This window comes from Ensifer sp. Root127, from assembly GCF_001425225.1.
Lineage (GTDB): Bacteria > Pseudomonadota > Alphaproteobacteria > Rhizobiales > Rhizobiaceae > Ensifer > Ensifer canadensis.
In genome coordinates this window covers 290,950-307,303 of the sequence record NZ_LMDX01000012.1, presented here as the reverse complement: position 1 = coordinate 307,303, position 16,354 = coordinate 290,950, and the positions used below count along the sequence as shown (strand labels likewise).

Genomic DNA, 16,354 nt, shown 5'->3' with positions numbered 1-16,354 from the left:
CATGCAGATTGAGACACAACGCCTGCGGCTCCGGCCCTGGCAGGAGCGCGACGTCTCGCCTTTTGCGGTCATCAATGCCGATCCTGAAGTCCGGCGCTACTACTATCCCGCCATCCTGACACCTGAAGAAACCGCGGGCGTCATCGCAGAGTGTGATGCCCACTTGCGCCAACACGGCTTTGCCTTCATCGCACTGGAGCGCAACACGGATGCGGCCCTCATCGGCGGGCTCGGCCTTTCCATTGCCGGTAACGAAATTCCTGATGGTCCGCATGTCGAGATCGGCTGGATCCTCGGAAGGCCCTACTGGGGCAACGGCTATGCGCTGGAGGCGGCCTGCGCTTGCATGCAATATGCCTGGACGACGCTCGGACTTGCCGAAGTCATCGGCTACACCTCGCAGATCAACCATCCCTCACGGGCATTGATGGAAAAGCTGGGAATGCGGACCGATCCGGCTGAGGATTTCGACGACGTCACGGTGCCCGAAGGCAATCCGCTGCGGCCGCACGTGCTTTATCGGATCAGTCCGGCTGACCGATGAGCATTCCTTGGAAAAATGCGACGCGTTTTCCGCAATGAAATGTTGAAAAAGGAGATCGAGCGTTTCTACGAGTCCGTGGAAACCGGAAACGCTCTCGTGCTCAGCTCATGAAGCCGACGAAGATCACCACGTAGCCGGCATAGACGGCGTTGGCGACGATGAGGCAGAGGCAGGCGAAGGAGCCGAGGTCCTTGGCATTCTTGCCCATCTCCGAGATTTCCGGCGAGACGCGATCGACGATCTCTTCGATCGCCGTGTTGATCGCCTCGAACGCCATCATCAGCAGGAACAGGATCGCCATGGCGACATACTGGAAGAAGGTGGCGCCGGCGATGGCGAACGCGACCATCGCCACCGCGAAGGCGATCAGCTCGTGCCGGAACGCCGCCTCGCCGATCAGCCGTTTGGCGCCGCCCAGCGAATAGCTGGCGGCAGCGAACAGATGGCGGATCCCGGTCTGCTTTTCGACGGGGCCGGTCTGGCCGCGGCGGGGCGTGGTGTTGTTGGCGTCCATTTCATCTCGACTGGCTATAAACTGCGCTGCTTCGACATCGTCATTGAGGCGAATGCAAGGCGGTCTCGGTTGCAGAGACGCCGGCAGGTGGCTGCGGCGTGCATCTGCGCCTCTGGATAGGCGAGAAGAATGCGGCCAGCAAGGCCCGACACGCGTAGCGAAGCAGCGACGACAGCCAATCGACAGCAAACGGCGGGCCTTTGCTCAAAGGCCCGCCGTTTCTTCGTCAGTTCTTGTTGCTGACGCCGGCCTGCGCAAACGTCGCCATGCCGCCGTGGCAGGCGGCAGCCGCCTTGACGATGCCGGCGGCAAGGGCTGCACCCGTGCCCTCGCCAAGCCGCATGCCGAGCGCCAGCAGCGGCGTCTTGCCGAGCTTCTCGATCGCCCGCATATGCCCGGGCTCGCCGGAGACGTGGCCGATCAGGCAATGGTCGAGCGCCGAAGGATTGGCAGCCTTGAGGATGGCGCCAGCGGCCGTCGCGACGTAACCGTCGATGATGACAGGCACCTGCTGCATGCGGGCTGCCAGGATGGCGCCGGCCATGGCCGCGATCTCACGGCCGCCGAGGCGGCGCATCAACTCGAGCGGGTCGGACAGATGGTTGCGGTGCAGCGCGACTGCCTTTTCGACGGCGGCGATCTTGCGCTTCAGCACCTCTCCTTCCGAACCGGTGCCCGGACCGACCCAGTCTTCGGCAGAACCGCCGTAAAGGCCGAGATTGATCGCCGCGGCGATGGTCGTGTTGCCGATGCCCATCTCGCCGATGCACAAGAGGTCGGTACCGCCGGCGACAGCCTCCATGCCGAAGGCCATCGTTGCCGCGCAGTCGCGCTCGGAAAGTGCTGCCTCCTCGGTGATATCACCGGTCGGATAGTCGAGCGCCAGATCGAAGACCTTCAGGCCGAGATCGTGGCTGACGCAGATCTGATTGATCGCGGCACCGCCTGCGGCAAAGTTCTCGACCATCTGTGCCGTCACCGACGAGGGAAATGGCGTCACGCCCTGGCGGGTGACGCCGTGGTTGCCGGCGAAGATCGCGACGAGCGGCCGGTTGACCGCCGGCGGCTTGCCCGTCCAGGCGGCGAGCCAGAAGGCGATCTCCTCGAGCCGCCCGAGCGCGCCCGGCGGCTTCGTCAGTTGCGCATCGCGATCGCGCGCGGCAACCAGCGCGGCCGAATTCGGGCCTGGCAGGTTGCGCAACAATTCGCGGAAATCATCAAACGGCAGGCCGCTGGCGCTCATGGAGAAGAATCCTTGCATTTCGTGAAGTTCAATCCACGCTCCTCATAGAGGGCGAGGAAATTTCGGGCAACGACATTTGCGCCAATCCGCGTCGCCGGAGCATGATCCGCCGAACGCGCGGCGATTCGGCGCACCGGAATTTGGAGGGGCCATGACCTATCTTCGCGACTTTTGTGACGATGTGGCGCGCTCGGTCGCCTTCCTCAGCCGCATCCACATGCCGCAACGCCATTTTGTTGACTATGACGGCCGGCTCAATCGCGCCGTTCGCGCCTTTCCGCTGGCGGGCATGCTGATCGCCCTGCCCGCAGCCGCGGTCGCCTCCTTGCTGATTGCGCTTCAGGTCAGCTCCCTCTTCACCGCTTTCGTGGTCGTCGCGGTGCAGGCGCTCATCACCGGCTGCCTGCACGAGGACGGGCTCGGCGACACCGCCGATGGTTTCGGCGGCGGGCGAGACCGGGAGGCGGCGCTGGTGATCATGAAGGACAGCCGCATCGGCTCCTATGGCGCCGTGGCGCTGATCCTTTCCTTCGGCCTTCGCGTGTCGGCGCTTGCATCCTTCCTGCCGCTGTTCACGCCGACTGGCGCAGGCCTCATGATCCTCGGTGCCGCCGCCCTCAGCCGTGCGGCCATGGTCTGGCACTGGTCACGGCTGCCGCCGGCACGCCGCGACGGGGTTGCCGCCTCGGCCGGCGAACCGGACCCGGCAGCGACATCCTTCGCGCTTACCTCGGGCGTGCTCGCCGCCATGCTGCTCTTCTATTTCGCCAAGGCCCCGGCCCTTGCCCTCATCCTCTCGCTCGTCGCTTTCATCGCAACCGTTGCCGCCTTCGGCCGTCTGGCCACCCGCAAGATCGGCGGCCACACCGGCGACACCATCGGCGCTACCCAGCAACTGACGGAGATCGCTGTTCTCAGCGCCCTTGCGCTGACAGTTTGAAACGCCGATATAATCATTCGAAACAACGCTACAGTGCCGCACGTCTTGTCAGACGTGCAAAGGTCGCTGTAGCACTTTGAAATGCTGCATGTTTCCCCAAACCGGATGGGATTTGAGGAACATGCAGTCCCATTCGCCGCAACCCGGGACCGTCAGTTCAGGACCATGGAATCTCCCTGCATTCTCGTCTGTTCTATCGATGAAAAGACCGGCTACTGTTTCGGCTGCGGTCGCACACGAAACGAGATCGGCGCCTGGACGCTCTACACCGATGCCGACAGACACGCGATCATGCTGGCGCTCCCGGCAAGGCTTGAAACAATGGTGCGAAAGCCCCGGCGCGAAACGCGCCGCGCGCGCATGGCCAGGGAACGCGGCGACGCATGACACGTCTTTTGATCCTGCTCTCGATCCTTGCGATCGGCCTCCTGCTGCTGATCGTCAATCACGACGTCGGCCGCACCTTCGGACTGGCAAATGACGATTTCGGCCAGCTCGTTTCACTCGGCGCAATTGCCACGCTCTTGAGTGCCGGCATCTGGCAAAGCCGCCGCCGCTTTGGCGAAGGCGCCCGACAGGCTGCGATCTGGCTGCTCATCGTGCTGGCGCTCGTCTCGGCCTATGTCTACCGCTTCGAGTTTCAGGGCTTCGGCAACCGGGTGCTCTCCGGTCTGATGCCGGGCCGCGCGACTGTGATCACCGACAGCGAGGGTCGTCAGGAAGTGGTGCTGCAGAAGATGATCAACGGTCATTTCGAGACCAATGCCGCGGTCAACGGCAAGGAAATCAACATGCTGGTCGATACCGGCGCCAGCAGCATTGCGCTGACCTATGAAGATGCTGAGCGTATCGGTCTCGATCCGGCGAATCTGAGCTACACGATGACGGTCATGACCGCCAATGGGCAGGCGATGGCCGCACCCGTATTGCTTTCCGAGGTCGCGATCGGCCCGATCGTGCGCAACGACATCCGTGCGACGGTCGCCGCTGAAGGCAAGCTCGACCAGAGCCTGCTCGGCATGACCTTCCTCTCGACGCTCGACTTCCTGCAGATGCGCACCGACGAGCTTCGACTGCGCGATTGATCGGGCATTTGCGGCGAACGCGTCTTCGTGCATGTTGGCGAGATCCGGCCTGCGCCTATCGCCATCGCAAAACCGCCGATTATTTTTGCACGACAGACGTCAAGGAGAAGCGCCTCATGGATTTCATGCGATTGCTGAAGTCGATCGAAGAGCTTCTCTATGAACTCGTGTCATGGCTGCTGTTCTATCCGCTGACGATGTGGCGCACACTGCGGCAACCGCAGGCGATGATGCGCTATGCTGATGTGGAGCTGACGGACGATGTGTCCGAGCAATATACCGAGACGCTGAGCCCGCCACTCTTTCTGCTGCTCGCCCACGGCGTCGAACTCGGGCTTGTCAACCAGACGACGCCTTGGGCACCGCCGCCGCTGCTTGCAAGCCATTCCAATCTGTTGATGTTTCGCGCCGTCGCCTTCAGCATTCTGCCGCTGCTGATGGCAGTCAAGTTGCTGCACCGCAAGGGCGTGCGGCTGACCAGACACACGCTGAGGGCGCCCTTCTACAGCCAATGTTACATCACGGCGCCGTTCGCGCTTGCACTCAGCATCGGTACGCTGCTCTCCCGAGCGGAAAACCAGAAGGCGCTTGCCGCAGGCCTCGCCTTCATCCTTGTCGCGTTCGTCTGGTACGTGATCGTCGAAACGCGCTGGTTCAAGTCCGACCTCGGTCTGTCGACATCACAGGCGGCCCTGCGCGTCGTGTGGACTTTGTTTCAAGCGCTGATCGCTATTTTCCTGGTTGGCGCCGCTATCGTCTTCGGCACAGGCGCAACGCCCGCCTGATATCGGCTGGCGCCCGCAGGTTTTGGCTCTCCGCCGTCAGTTCCGCAGCCGGTAGCCGGTGCGGAAGATCCAAGCGAGAACCGACAGGCAGATCGTCAGGAACACCAGGATGATCGCGGCGCTGAAGACTGGGTTGACGTCGGACACTTCAAAGAAGCTCCAACGGAAACCGCTGATGAGATAGAGCACCGGGTTGAAGTGGCTGACCGCCTGCCAGAACGGCGGCAGCATGTCGATCGAGTAGAAGCTGCCGCCCAGGAACACCAGCGGCGGAATGACCAGCATCGGGATCAGGTTCAACTGCTCGAAGTCCTTGGCCCAGATACCGATGATGAAGCCGAACAGGCTGAACGACACGGCTGTCAGCACGAAGAAGAACACCATCGCGATGGGATGGGCGATCGAAAGATCGACGAACAGCGAAGCCGTCAACAGGATGATCGTGCCGATCATCAACCCCTTGGTCGCCGCCGCGCCGACATAGCCGAGCACGATCTCGATCATCGAGACCGGCGAGGACAGCACCTCGTAGATCGTGCCGGTGAACTTCGGAAAATAGATGCCGAACGAGCCGTTGCCGATGCACTGCGTCAGAAGCGTCAGCATGATCAGGCCCGGCGTGATGAAGGCGCCATAGGAGACGCCGTTGATCTCCTGGATGCGCGCGCCGATCGCCGCGCCGAAGACGATGAAGTAGAGCGAGGTGGAAATGACCGGCGACACCACGCTCTGCAACAGGGTGCGCCGCGTGCGCGCCATCTCGAAGAAATAGATCGACTTGATCGCTTCGATGTTCATCGTCCTGCTCCCACGATCTCGACGAAAATATCCTCCAGCGAGCTCTGCCGCGTGGAAATATCCTTGAGGCGCACGCCGGCCTCGGCAAGAGCCGCCAGCAGCGAGGTTATGCCGGTGCGGTCGGCGCTGGTGTCATAATCGTAGATCAGACAATGACCATCACCCTCAAGCATCAGGTTGTAGCCCGAGAGCGTTTCGGGCACGGCTTCCAGCGGATGCGACAGGTCGACCCGCAACTGCTTGCGCCCAAGCTTCGACATCAGCGCCGTCTTGTCCTCGACCAGCAGAATCTCGCCGCCGTTGATCACCCCGATGCGGTCGGCGATCTCTTCTGCCTCTTCGATGTAGTGCGTCGTCAGGATGATCGTCACGCCCGAGGCGCGCAGCCGCTCGACGACTTCCCACATGCTCTTGCGCAGGCTGACGTCGACGCCGGCCGTCGGCTCGTCGAGGAAGAGCACGCGCGGTTCATGCGACAGCGCCTTGGCGATCAGCACACGACGCTTCATGCCGCCGGAAAGCTCGCGCAGCATGTTGTCCTTCTTGTCCCACAGCGACAGATCCTTCAGCACCTTTTCGATATGGGCCGGGTTCGGCTTCTTGCCGTGCAGGCCGCGCGAAAAGGTGACGGTGTTCCAGACGGTCTCGAAGGCGTCCGTCGTCAGTTCCTGCGGCACCAGACCGATCATCGACCGCGTCTCGCGAAAATCGCGCACGACGTCATGGCCGTTGACCGTCACGGTACCACCACTCGGGTTGACGATGCCGCAGATGATCGAGATCAGCGTGGTCTTGCCCGCCCCGTTCGGACCAAGCAGGGCCAGGATCTCGCCCTGCTCGATATCGAGGCTAACGCCTTTCAGCGCCTTGAAGCCCGAGGCATAGGTCTTCGAAAGATTGGAAACGGAAACGATTGGTGCCATGAAGCTGATCCGGAATGCGGGGGGCGAAGTCGGCAGGTCACGCCTATATGGGCCGTTTCATCACGATTTGCAGCCCGCGCCCCGCAAAAAACAAGGTGACAGAGCGTCAACATCAGGACAATCGGCCGCTTTCCATTCCGATCGGACCTCGGCCCTCACCTTGCTGACGCGATCCCACCCGCGGCAACCGGTCGTGCAGCACCATGCCGGCAAGCATGGCGACCACGAAGAGTGCCGTCGCCGGCAACCCGAGCGACAGCGATGCCAGCGCGGGGCCAGGACATAGGCCGACAAGGCCCCAGCCGACACCGAAGATCGCCGAGCCTATGATCAAGCGACGGTCGATCACGCGGTTCGAAGGCAGATGAAAGGCATCGTCGAGCAGCGGGCGCCGCATGCGCCGGGTCAAGAGAACGCCAAGCGCCGAGACGGCGACAGCGCCTCCGAGCACGAAGGCAAGGCTCGGGTTCCAGTCGCGCGTGACGTCGAGAAAGCCGCGAACGCGGGCCGGATCCAACATGCCGGAGAGCGACAGGCCGATACCGAAGATCACGCCGGAGGCAAGCGTTGCCAACAGGCGCGGGAAGGCGCTGCCGTTCATTGGACGAAACCTTGGAGATAGACGGTGACGACGGCAGCGATCATGAAGGTCGCAACCGCTGCAATCGACCGGCGGGAAAGCCGGGCGAGACCGACGACACCATGTCCGCTGGTGCAGCCTGAACCCATGCGCGAGCCAAAGCCGACAAGCAACCCGCCGACCACCAGCAACGGCCAGGAGGAGGTGACGGTGACGGTTGGCCAGATGCCGGAGAAAAGACGGTAGATCACCGGGCCAGCCAGCAGGCCAAGAACGAAGACGATGCCGGTCGAGGCCTGCACACCCTGCAGCAGCCTGCCGGCAATTCCGCTGACACCGGCCACACGTCCGTTTGCCACCATCAGTATTGCCGCCGAAAGCCCGATCAGCAGGCCTCCGGCAAGCGCATTCCAGTACTCATTCATTTTTTCGCGCCTTCGCGACAGAAGATTTGACAAAGCGTGCCCACGAGCCGGGCGACCTTATCATGGCTCAGGCGATAGAAAACCTGCTTGGCCTGCCGCCGCGTCGAAACGACGCCGGCTTCCCGCAGCACAGTCAGTTGCTGTGAGAGCGTCGGCTGTCGGATTCCGAGCAATTCCTCAAGTGCCGCCACCGAATGCTCCCCTTCGAGAAGCGTCGTCACGATCAGCAGTCTGTTGCGATTGGCAAGCGTGCGCAGGATCTTCGAAACTTCTGTGGCATGCGCGGTCATGTCGGCGCGCACGCCGGGAAATCGCATCACAGTTCCCATGCCGTCCTCCCGTCGTATCAAGGAGTGAGTAGAACCCTAAAACAATGCGTCCGGGACAAGCCCGGATTCTATCCATGATTGTTATATGAAGTAATATAATATCATATTACTTATACGCAAGCCAGACGACACACAAACGCGTTACCGACCCACTTCGGCCCGCACCGATCCTCACAGAGAAAATAATACCGCAAATTCAGCTTGTTACAATTGCGCACCACGGGAGAACGACGCGCCAAAGTTGGGTCGATTCCTGAAATCAACCATGAGGAAGCGCTAAAACCTACGGTATAAAAACGGCTTAACCGTACAGGCTGTAGAAAAAACGGGCTGCAATCAGAATCATGAAAATGCCGAATCCGACCTCGAGCTGCCGGCGGTTCATGGCGTGAGCGGCGCGCACGCCGAGTGGCGCAACCAGCAGGGTGATCGGTATGATCAGGCCAACGGCGATCCAGTTGATGAAGCCGGTCGAAAACGGCGGCAGGCCCGGCATGCCCCACCCGGCCCAGACGTAGCCGAACAGACCAGGGATAGAGATCAACACACCGACGCCCGCAGACGTCGCGACCGCCTGGTGAATCGGGCGGTTATAGAGCGTCATGAAGGTGTTGTTGAGAACGCCGCCACCGATGCCCATCAGCCCCGAGAGGATGCCGATCGCCACGCCGACCAGCCATTTCACCGGATTGGCCGGCAGGTCGGATCCAAGCCGCCAGCTCGCGCGGTTGAGCAGCATGCGAAAGGCGACGGCAAGCGCGATCACCGCAAAGATCAGCCGAAGCGTTCCGCTGCTGATAGAAGCCGCGATGACCGACGCAAGGATCGCGCCAAGCGGCACGGCAATGGTCCAGTTTCGCAACAGCGCCATGTCGACGACGCCGCGTTTGTAGTGCGACAGGAAGGACCGCACCGAGGTCGGCACGATGATGGCAAGCGACGTCCCGACCGAAAGATGCATGCGAACCGCATCGTCGATGCCGAGCAGCCCAAAGACCTGGTAAAAGACGGGAACGAGGATCGCTCCGCCGCCAATGCCAAAGAGACCGGCAAGCAGCCCTGCGACCACGCCGGCGGCGGCCAGCGCCAGGGCAAACATCATCAGTTCCGAAACCGGCGGCACGGCGTGCTCCATCGTAATAGTGGGAATCCGGCGAACGAACGCAACATTGCCGCCGACGCGGCAGTTCTGTCACAAAACGGTGATGCTTTTCAATCAGTTTGGCGTGGCACGCGGCACGCCCGCCACGTGATTTGCACGCATCACTTGATCTCCGGAGCCTCCCCCTTTCTCCGGATACAGGCCGGCACCACCTCCGCCGGCCTCTTTTTTTGCCGGCTCACGATAGGCGCGATGCTGACGGATGCTCAATCACAGTGACGATAACCGGTCTTGCGCGTCCGCAGGTCGAAGTGGAAATGATCCTTGTGAAAGGGATCGCTGCCGGGGCCGAGAACCGTATTGAAGTATTTGCAGCTGTCGGTGCGAACGGCCTTCAAAAGCCCCTTCTCGCGAAAGGCGAAGAAGCCCTTCTTGCGCACGTCGATTTCCTTGCCGTTCTTCAGCACGAACTTGCCGACATCGATGGCGTTGCCATGCGCATGCTCGGACATCGGGTTGCCCCGGCGCGAGTTCATGGTGCGGCAGGAGTAGCCGCCGAGCGGCTTGATCGTCTTGACGCCGGACCAGTAGCGATAGCGCGACGATGGCGCCAGCTCGTATTTCACCCACTTCGCGAAGGCTTCGGTCACTTCGCAGTTGAGCTTGACGGCGGGCTTGACGTCGATGCCGCCCGACAGACCGCCGAGTTCGATCGGATAGTCGATGCCGCAGGAAGGGCCGTTGCTGATGCGCGGGATATCGCGGAACTCGACGCCGAGCTTGCGCAGCCGCTGGCGGCAGGCGACTTCAGAGCGAGGCATCTGGCCGGTATATTGTGATTCCGGCTCCGCCATCGGATTGCGGGTGCGCGGCAGCATCGCCACCTGCTGCGGCTCCTGAGCGCGCTGCATCGCCTTTTGCCGCTCGAAGGCACGGATACGCTCAGCCTCTTCGGCTGCAATCTGTTCTTCCGTCAGCGGTGGCAGATCCGGGTCGCCGCCAAGGCTCGCCTGCGCCTCGTTCAAGGTCTGCGGCGGACTGCCAAGTTGGCGGACATTGTCCTCGCCGATACCACCGACGACAGGCTGGCTGGCATTGCCCTCGGCGATCTCGTTGCTCTGCTCCTCCGCCAGCCCGACCACCGGCTCCACGCCAAGCATCTGATCCATGTTGACGCCTTCGGACGGAATGGCGGTCGAACCAGTGTTGACCTGCTGGGCGCCCGAACGCGCCGCCTCCTCGCTGTCGATCATCGGCAAGGCGCGGCGTTTCTGCTGATGCGTCGAGGCAGGCATTGTTGTGCCGCCGCTGTTGCTGAAAGTCGAAACCGGCTCTCCGGAAGGATAGGCGGCTACCTCCTGCTCGGGCACGGCATCGACAGGAACGGGCCTGATCGCACCGACGCGTTCGCCGCCGTCGATACGGGCCGAGGGCGTCAATACATCGGTCGTGCAGGCGACAAGAGAGAGCGACAGCGCGAGCGCCGCCAACGGACGATGGAGTGAGGAAACATACGCCATACCGATTTGCCGCCTTCATCCAGCGTATGCGCCCGAAAATCGGCATCGATTTTCGAAGAAGCCCATACGTGCGCACCCACCCGAAATCAAAACGGTGCAGGCCGCCTGTGTCGCAAACCGGGCACGCCGCCGAAAAAGCCCGATTTGGAACCTATTTTATGCAAACACGGTAAATGAAGCCTTGCGAGGCACACCCAACATCAAGCAGGTCGGCAGTCGAAATCGTGTCGGGCTTACAGCGCCGCGCTGACGCGCAAAGGACGCTGTAACGCATGAAACCTGCGGCATGATTTTCTCCGCGGCGACGCCGGCATCAGCGATACCGATGGCATGCCGACGCAAAAAGGCCCGCGCAGATTGCTCGACGCGGGCCTTTGTTCTTACAGCTTACAGCGCCGCGCGTCTTATTAGACGCGCAAAGGTCGCTGTAGCACTTTGAATTGCTGCAGTTTTTATCCTTAAATCGAATACGATTTGAGGAAACATGCAGTAGGCGTGCTTAGCGGCACTCACCGGGGTGTACGACCCGGAAGCCGGCGCCGCCCGCTTCGCAGGAATTCGGGAAGGTCTGAACTCTGCTGCCGCGTTGACCGCAGACCGGTGCGTATTCGCGGGTGCAGAACTGGCCCTGCGGCGGACGGTCGTCGTCGCGGCGGCATTCGCCTGGCGAAACCACCCGGAAGCCATCGGCCCGCGCCATGCAGGCATTCGAGAACGTCTGCTGCTGGCGACCGCGCTGGCCGCACACCGGAGCATATTCACGCGTGCAGGCCTGCGGCTGCGGCTCCGGCGGACGGTAATCCGGGCGGCACTCGCCGCGGTGGATTACGTTGAAGCCGTCGGCCCGCGCCTGGCACGAATTCGAGAAGGTACGCGTGCGGTTGCCCCGCGCCCCGCAGACCGGCGCATATTCCATCGTGCACATCGGCGGACGGATCGGCCCCGGACCGGGCCTCGGCTCGTCAACCACGACGGTACACGCGGACAGAAATCCGAATGCCAACAGAATTGCCGCCCCCGGCCGCGTAAAAAGAAGTCTGAGAAGCGCCATCAATATCCCTCTAACACCGGCAGACAGGCGACCCGGCGCCATGCCGCGTCATTCCACCTCCCGTTCAGCCGTATCTATCTCCGCACACGGATTGGTCAAGCCCGCTCCCGCTTCGACAAACCAATGGTTGAACTGCTCGGTCGTCAACGAACGGGAGCAAGCCGAACCCGCCTCACACCGCACTCAAATTTCAGCTTGATCGGCGCGTGCCGCATACAGTCCGAAATGCAGAAAGGCCCGCGTGCTGCCGCACACAGGCCCTTCATTGATCACGCTGGCGTCGTGCTCAGGCAGCGCGACCGTAAGCGGTCTGCCTTGCTGTTTCCCGCAACCGGAACTTGGTCAGCAGCATCTTCAGTTCGCGGCTCTCGGCTGCGAGCGTCTGGCTTGCTGCCGTCGTCTCCTCCACCATGGCGGCGTTCTGCTGGGTCATCTGGTCCATGCTGTTGACGGCGGTATTGACCTCCGCCAGGCCGGTCGCCTGTTCGCGGGCTGCCGTTGCAATCAAGGCGACCTGTTCGTTGACGCGGTTGACCAGCGCTTCGATCTCCGTCAGCGCATCGCCGGTCGAGCGCACGAGCTCGACGCCGGCGCCAACTTCGCGCACCGATGTTCCGATCAGTGCCTTGATCTCCTTGGCGGCACCGGCAGAACGTTGCGCCAGTTCGCGCACTTCCTGCGCAACCACGGCAAAGCCACGGCCGGCTTCGCCTGCCCGCGCCGCTTCGACGCCGGCGTTCAGCGCCAGAAGGTTGGTCTGGAAGGCGATCTCGTCGATCACGCCGATGATCTGGCTGATCCGGCTCGATGAGGTCTCGATCCGCCCCATGGCGTCGATGGCATTGCGCACGATGCCGCCGGATTTCGCAGCACTCGCCCTGGTCTCATCGACCATGTTGCGCGCTTCGTTGGCCCGGTCGGAGGAATGACGCACCGTCGACGTAATCTCGTCGAGGGCAGCTGCCGTCTCTTCCAGTGCCGCCGCCTGCTGTTCGGTACGGCGCGACAGGTTGTTGGCCGCCTCCGAAATGTCTCCAGCGCTGGCGGTGACGATCTCGGTCGAATGCGAGATTGAACCGATGACATCGCGCAGAGCAGCAACGGCCGTGTTGAAGTCCTGCCTCAGCTTGCCGTACTCAGGGGCGATATCGCCAATTTCAGCCGTCAGGTCACCGCTTGCCAGCAGTTCGAGGGCGGCACCGACTGTCTCCATCGCATCGGCCTGTGCGTCGGCCGTTGCCCGCTGGCGCTGCTCATTGCCGCGCCGCTCGGACGCCAGCCTGTCCTGTTGCTCGGCCTCGCGGAAGCGCAGCTCCAGTCGCTCGCGCACCGAGTCGCGCAGCACGACGAGAACCTTGGCCATCTGGCCGATCTCGTCTCCGCGGTCGGTTTCCGGCACTTCGGATGACAGGTCCTCATCGGCAATCGACCGCATCGAGGCCTTCAGCTTTTCGACCGGCTTGACGACGCTGCGCACGATCGCCAGCGCCGCCATCACGATCGCCAGCGCCGCGGCGAGAAGAATGCCGGCCACCTGCCACGCGCGTTCACGGAACATGGCGGTGAGGTCGTCGGAATAGACGCCGGTGCCGACCACCCAGCCCCAGGGCCTGAAGCCGGCGAGGTGCGAATACTTCAGCACAGGCTCGTCGGCGCCCGGCTTCGGCCAGTAGTAGTCGACGAAGCCCTGCCCGCTCTTTTCCACCGTCTTCACAAATTCGACAAAGAGGTGCTTGCCATTGGGATCCTTGTTGGCGGAAAGATCCCTGCCATCCAGTTCCGGCTTGATCGGATGCATGATCATCGTCGGATGCATGTCGTTGATCCAGAAGTAACCGCTGCCCTGGTAGCGCATCGCCTTGATCGCTTCGAGGGCGCGCTTCTGCGCGTCTTCGCGCGACAGCGTGCCGGCCACTTCCTGTTTGTGGTAGGCGTCGAACACCGCAATGGCGTTCTCGTTCATTGCCGACAGCATCGCCTTGCGTTCGCCCACGAGCTTGTCCTGCGCCTGAAGCAGACCGAAGGTCAGCGCCGCCGCCATGGTCAAAAGTGCGAACGCGACGAGCGCGTAGAGCCGCACCGAAATCCTGAATCGTTTCATCCCCAGTCCCCTGCCTCCAGTAGAAGCGTGCAGGATAGGGACCGCGCTTTGCAAAGCCCCTAACAAACGATCCCTAATTTTTACAATTCTGAATTATCACCTTCGAAAGGAATGGCGTTCGCCATCATGGACTAACGCGATTTGTCGCCCGCCGCTCTTCCCTGACGAAGCAACCATGCGCTACATCTTTCCCGACACAGGGAGACAGGCCGCATGACCGCAGACAACAAACCGACCGGCGAACTGACCTTGCGCACGCTCGCAATGCCTGCCGACGCCAATGCCGCCGGCGATATTTTCGGCGGCTGGGTCATGGCGCAGATGGACCTTTCCTGCGGCATTCGCGCCGCCGAGCGGGCCCGTGGCCGCGTGGTGACGGCAGCGGTGAAGGAAATGGCCTTCGCGCTACCGATCAAGATCGGCGATACGCTCTGCATCTACACCGATGTCGTCAAGGTCGGACGCACATCGATGACGCTCAAGGTCGAGGCCTGGGCGCAGCGCTATCTCTCGCATCTGATGGAAAAGGTGACCGACGCGATCTTCGTCATGGTCGCGCTCGACGAAAATGGCAAGCCGAAGGCGGTACCGGAGGAATAGGAGGAGCGTTCATGGATCCGACCCTACCTGATCCGGCGATTTTCTCGCATATCCGCGTCGTCATGGGCATGGTCGTCAGTCTCAGCCTTGCGAGACTGCTGAGCGGGCTTGCCCTCTTCGTGCAGCATCCGGGAAAGACCGGGGTCTACTGGATCCACCTCGGCTGGGTCCTGTTCATGTTCGTCTTTCTCGTGCACTTCTGGTGGTGGGAATTCCACCTCCATGCCCTGCCTGTGCTTGACGTCACCGTCTATCTCTTTCTCATCCTCTATTGCTGCGTCTTCTTCTTTCTTTGCGTGCTCTTGTTTCCGACGACACTGGAGGATTACAGCGACTACGAGCATTACTTCATGTCGCGGCGAAGCTGGTTCTTTGCGTTTCTGGCACTCGCCTTTGCCGTCGACCTCGTCGACACCGCGCTCAAGGGCAAGGCCTATATCACGTCCTACGGACTGGAATACCCGATCCGCAACGTGACCTACATTGTGCTCTGCCTGATCGCCGCCTGGACGCCGAACCGGCGTTTCCATGCCGCGTTCCTCATCGGCGCCGTCACCTATCAGCTTGTCTGGATGTACCGCGCCTTCGACCTCTTGGATTGAACACCGCCAAGGCTGTTCTTGACCACCACAATGACGTTATTCCCGAGCTGCCTCTCCTGCCGCAAAAGCGTTCCGCAAAATGCGCCGACAACAAAACAAACAAACTCCATAAATTTTATATTCTTCTCTTACACTGATCCCAGTTCACCGGACGGCGCCCTAGGCCCGCCAGCAAACAGGAGCGGGACAGATGTTCAAACTGACCAGACGGCTTTTCGGCACCGGCCTCTTCACCGCCGCAGTACTGGCCTCCTTCGGCGTCATGGCCGAAGAGCTGAAGGAATTCCGCATCGGCTTCCAAAAGACCGGCCTGCCTGTTGTCGCCCAGCAGCAGAAGGTTATCGAGAAAGCGCTGGAGCCGAAAGGCATCGCCGTTTCCTGGGTGGAGTTCACCGCCGGGCCACCGCTGGTCGAAGCGTTGAACGTCGGTTCCATCGATGTCGGCTGGACCGGCGACGCACCGCCGATCTTCGGCCAGGCCGCCGGCTCGGCGATCGTCTATGCCGCTGCACTTCCGTCGAACGGCAAGGGCGAAGCGATCTTCGTCAAGCCGGGCTCGCCGATCCAGACGCTCGCGGATCTCAAGGGCAAGAAGATCGGTGTCGGCAAGGGCACCAGCGCCCACAATCTGGTGGTCGCTGCTCTGGAGAAGGCAGGCATCGGCTTCGGCGACGTTACCCCTGTTTATCTGAGCCCCGCCGATGCGGCGGCCGCCTTCGCCAGCGACAAGATCGATGCCTGGGCTGTCTGGGATCCATTCTTCGCCATCGCCGAAACGCGCTACAAGCCACGCATTCTGACGACGTCGGCCGAGACCTTGAAGGTCAACACCTATTTCCTCGCCAACCGCGACTTCGCTGCCAACCATGCAGACGCCGTCACCACCACGATTGCAGCGCTGAAGGAGGCCTCCGTCTGGGCCGACGCCAACCGCGACAAGGTGGCGGCCGCCTTGCATGAGGTGACCGGCGTGCCGCTTGAGGCACAGACGATCGCGGCGAACCGCAGCGTCTTTTCGATCGGGCCGATCACCGACGATATCGTCGCCGGCCAGCAGCAGACCGCCGATCGCTTCTTCAAGCTCGGGCTCATCCCCAAGCAGATCACCATTTCCGATGCTGTCTGGACGGCGCCGGGCAACTGATCCCTCTCCCTCCCAAGGCGAGAACCGGCCGGCGTCGAGACGGAAGTTTCGGCGCCGGCGCCGCGAAG

At 62.0% G+C, this 16,354-nt stretch carries 19 protein-coding genes; 8 read left to right on the top strand and 11 right to left on the bottom strand.

Annotated features, from left to right (window positions below):
* Position 1 precedes the first annotated feature (1 nt).
* Positions 2 to 544: a GNAT family N-acetyltransferase gene (locus ASD03_RS16090; RefSeq protein WP_025427272.1), complete on the top strand. Its 543-nt coding sequence runs from the start codon at positions 2 to 4 to the stop codon at positions 542 to 544.
* A gap of 100 nt (positions 545 to 644) precedes the next feature.
* On the opposite strand, the gene ASD03_RS16085 is transcribed toward ASD03_RS16090, so the two are convergent.
* On the bottom strand, positions 645 to 1,058 hold the full coding sequence (locus ASD03_RS16085; RefSeq protein WP_025427273.1) for a diacylglycerol kinase: 414 nt from the start codon (positions 1,056 to 1,058) through the stop codon (positions 645 to 647).
* Between the two features lie 226 nt (positions 1,059 to 1,284).
* Positions 1,285 to 2,301: a nicotinate-nucleotide--dimethylbenzimidazole phosphoribosyltransferase gene (gene cobT / locus ASD03_RS16080; protein WP_025427274.1), complete on the bottom strand. Its 1,017-nt coding sequence runs from the start codon at positions 2,299 to 2,301 to the stop codon at positions 1,285 to 1,287.
* A gap of 151 nt (positions 2,302 to 2,452) precedes the next feature.
* Between cobT and ASD03_RS16075 the strand changes: the two genes are divergently transcribed.
* The 4 genes from ASD03_RS16075 to ASD03_RS16060 all read left to right on the top strand — a co-directional run bounded on the left by ASD03_RS16075 (position 2,453) and on the right by ASD03_RS16060 (position 5,111).
* Complete coding sequence (locus ASD03_RS16075) at positions 2,453 to 3,241, top strand: adenosylcobinamide-GDP ribazoletransferase (protein WP_025427275.1); 789 nt, start codon at positions 2,453 to 2,455, stop codon at positions 3,239 to 3,241.
* A 165-nt stretch (positions 3,242 to 3,406) separates the two neighbouring features.
* Positions 3,407 to 3,628 (top strand): DUF1289 domain-containing protein, encoded by a 222-nt coding sequence (locus tag ASD03_RS16070; protein ID WP_025427276.1) that lies wholly within the window; start codon positions 3,407 to 3,409, stop codon positions 3,626 to 3,628.
* Complete coding sequence (locus tag ASD03_RS16065) at positions 3,625 to 4,326, top strand: TIGR02281 family clan AA aspartic protease (protein WP_025427277.1); 702 nt, start codon at positions 3,625 to 3,627, stop codon at positions 4,324 to 4,326. Before ASD03_RS16070 ends, ASD03_RS16065 begins: the two co-directional genes overlap by 4 nt.
* Positions 4,327 to 4,442: 116 nt before the next feature.
* Positions 4,443 to 5,111, top strand: a complete 669-nt coding sequence (locus ASD03_RS16060) for a hypothetical protein (RefSeq protein ID WP_057214295.1) — start codon at positions 4,443 to 4,445, stop codon at positions 5,109 to 5,111.
* Positions 5,112 to 5,147: 36 nt separating this feature from the next.
* Here ASD03_RS16060 and ASD03_RS16055 read toward each other — a convergent pair whose 3' ends face one another.
* The 9 genes from ASD03_RS16055 to ASD03_RS16015 all read right to left on the bottom strand — a co-directional run bounded on the left by ASD03_RS16055 (position 5,148) and on the right by ASD03_RS16015 (position 13,940).
* Positions 5,148 to 5,909, bottom strand: a complete 762-nt coding sequence (locus ASD03_RS16055; protein ID WP_025427279.1) for an ABC transporter permease — start codon at positions 5,907 to 5,909, stop codon at positions 5,148 to 5,150.
* On the bottom strand, positions 5,906 to 6,832 hold the full coding sequence (locus tag ASD03_RS16050) for an ABC transporter ATP-binding protein (RefSeq protein ID WP_025427280.1): 927 nt from the start codon (positions 6,830 to 6,832) through the stop codon (positions 5,906 to 5,908). The genes ASD03_RS16055 and ASD03_RS16050 overlap by 4 nt, the downstream gene beginning before the upstream one ends.
* 112 nt (positions 6,833 to 6,944) lie before the next feature.
* Entirely contained in the window at positions 6,945 to 7,433 is a 489-nt protein-coding gene (locus tag ASD03_RS16045; protein WP_025427281.1) for a YeeE/YedE family protein, read from the bottom strand.
* Positions 7,430 to 7,837: a YeeE/YedE family protein gene (locus tag ASD03_RS16040; RefSeq protein ID WP_025427282.1), complete on the bottom strand. Its 408-nt coding sequence runs from the start codon at positions 7,835 to 7,837 to the stop codon at positions 7,430 to 7,432. The genes ASD03_RS16045 and ASD03_RS16040 overlap by 4 nt, the downstream gene beginning before the upstream one ends.
* Entirely contained in the window at positions 7,834 to 8,166 is a 333-nt protein-coding gene (locus tag ASD03_RS16035) for a metalloregulator ArsR/SmtB family transcription factor (RefSeq protein WP_025427283.1), read from the bottom strand. The genes ASD03_RS16040 and ASD03_RS16035 overlap by 4 nt, the downstream gene beginning before the upstream one ends.
* Before the next feature lie 301 nt (positions 8,167 to 8,467).
* Positions 8,468 to 9,289, bottom strand: a complete 822-nt coding sequence (locus tag ASD03_RS16030) for a sulfite exporter TauE/SafE family protein (RefSeq protein ID WP_025427284.1) — start codon at positions 9,287 to 9,289, stop codon at positions 8,468 to 8,470.
* A gap of 245 nt (positions 9,290 to 9,534) precedes the next feature.
* Positions 9,535 to 10,788 (bottom strand): extensin family protein, encoded by a 1,254-nt coding sequence (locus ASD03_RS16025; protein WP_025427285.1) that lies wholly within the window; start codon positions 10,786 to 10,788, stop codon positions 9,535 to 9,537.
* A 499-nt stretch (positions 10,789 to 11,287) separates the two neighbouring features.
* Positions 11,288 to 11,839 carry a Kazal-type serine protease inhibitor domain-containing protein gene (locus ASD03_RS16020; protein WP_025427286.1) on the bottom strand — a complete coding sequence of 184 codons (552 nt, stop codon included), beginning with the start codon at positions 11,837 to 11,839 and terminating at the stop codon, positions 11,288 to 11,290.
* A 286-nt stretch (positions 11,840 to 12,125) separates the two neighbouring features.
* Complete coding sequence (locus ASD03_RS16015) at positions 12,126 to 13,940, bottom strand: methyl-accepting chemotaxis protein (protein WP_057214291.1); 1,815 nt, start codon at positions 13,938 to 13,940, stop codon at positions 12,126 to 12,128.
* A 213-nt stretch (positions 13,941 to 14,153) separates the two neighbouring features.
* Here ASD03_RS16015 and ASD03_RS16010 point away from each other — a divergent pair, with 213 nt between their 5' ends.
* The 3 genes from ASD03_RS16010 (at position 14,154) to ASD03_RS16000 (ending at position 16,286) form a co-directional block, all read left to right on the top strand.
* Complete coding sequence (locus ASD03_RS16010; protein WP_025427288.1) at positions 14,154 to 14,540, top strand: acyl-CoA thioesterase; 387 nt, start codon at positions 14,154 to 14,156, stop codon at positions 14,538 to 14,540.
* 11 nt (positions 14,541 to 14,551) lie between these two features.
* Positions 14,552 to 15,142 carry a hypothetical protein gene (locus tag ASD03_RS16005; RefSeq protein WP_057214289.1) on the top strand — a complete coding sequence of 197 codons (591 nt, stop codon included), beginning with the start codon at positions 14,552 to 14,554 and terminating at the stop codon, positions 15,140 to 15,142.
* Between the two features lie 190 nt (positions 15,143 to 15,332).
* Positions 15,333 to 16,286 carry an aliphatic sulfonate ABC transporter substrate-binding protein gene (locus ASD03_RS16000; protein ID WP_025427290.1) on the top strand — a complete coding sequence of 318 codons (954 nt, stop codon included), beginning with the start codon at positions 15,333 to 15,335 and terminating at the stop codon, positions 16,284 to 16,286.
* The last annotated feature ends 68 nt before the right edge of the window (positions 16,287 to 16,354 follow it).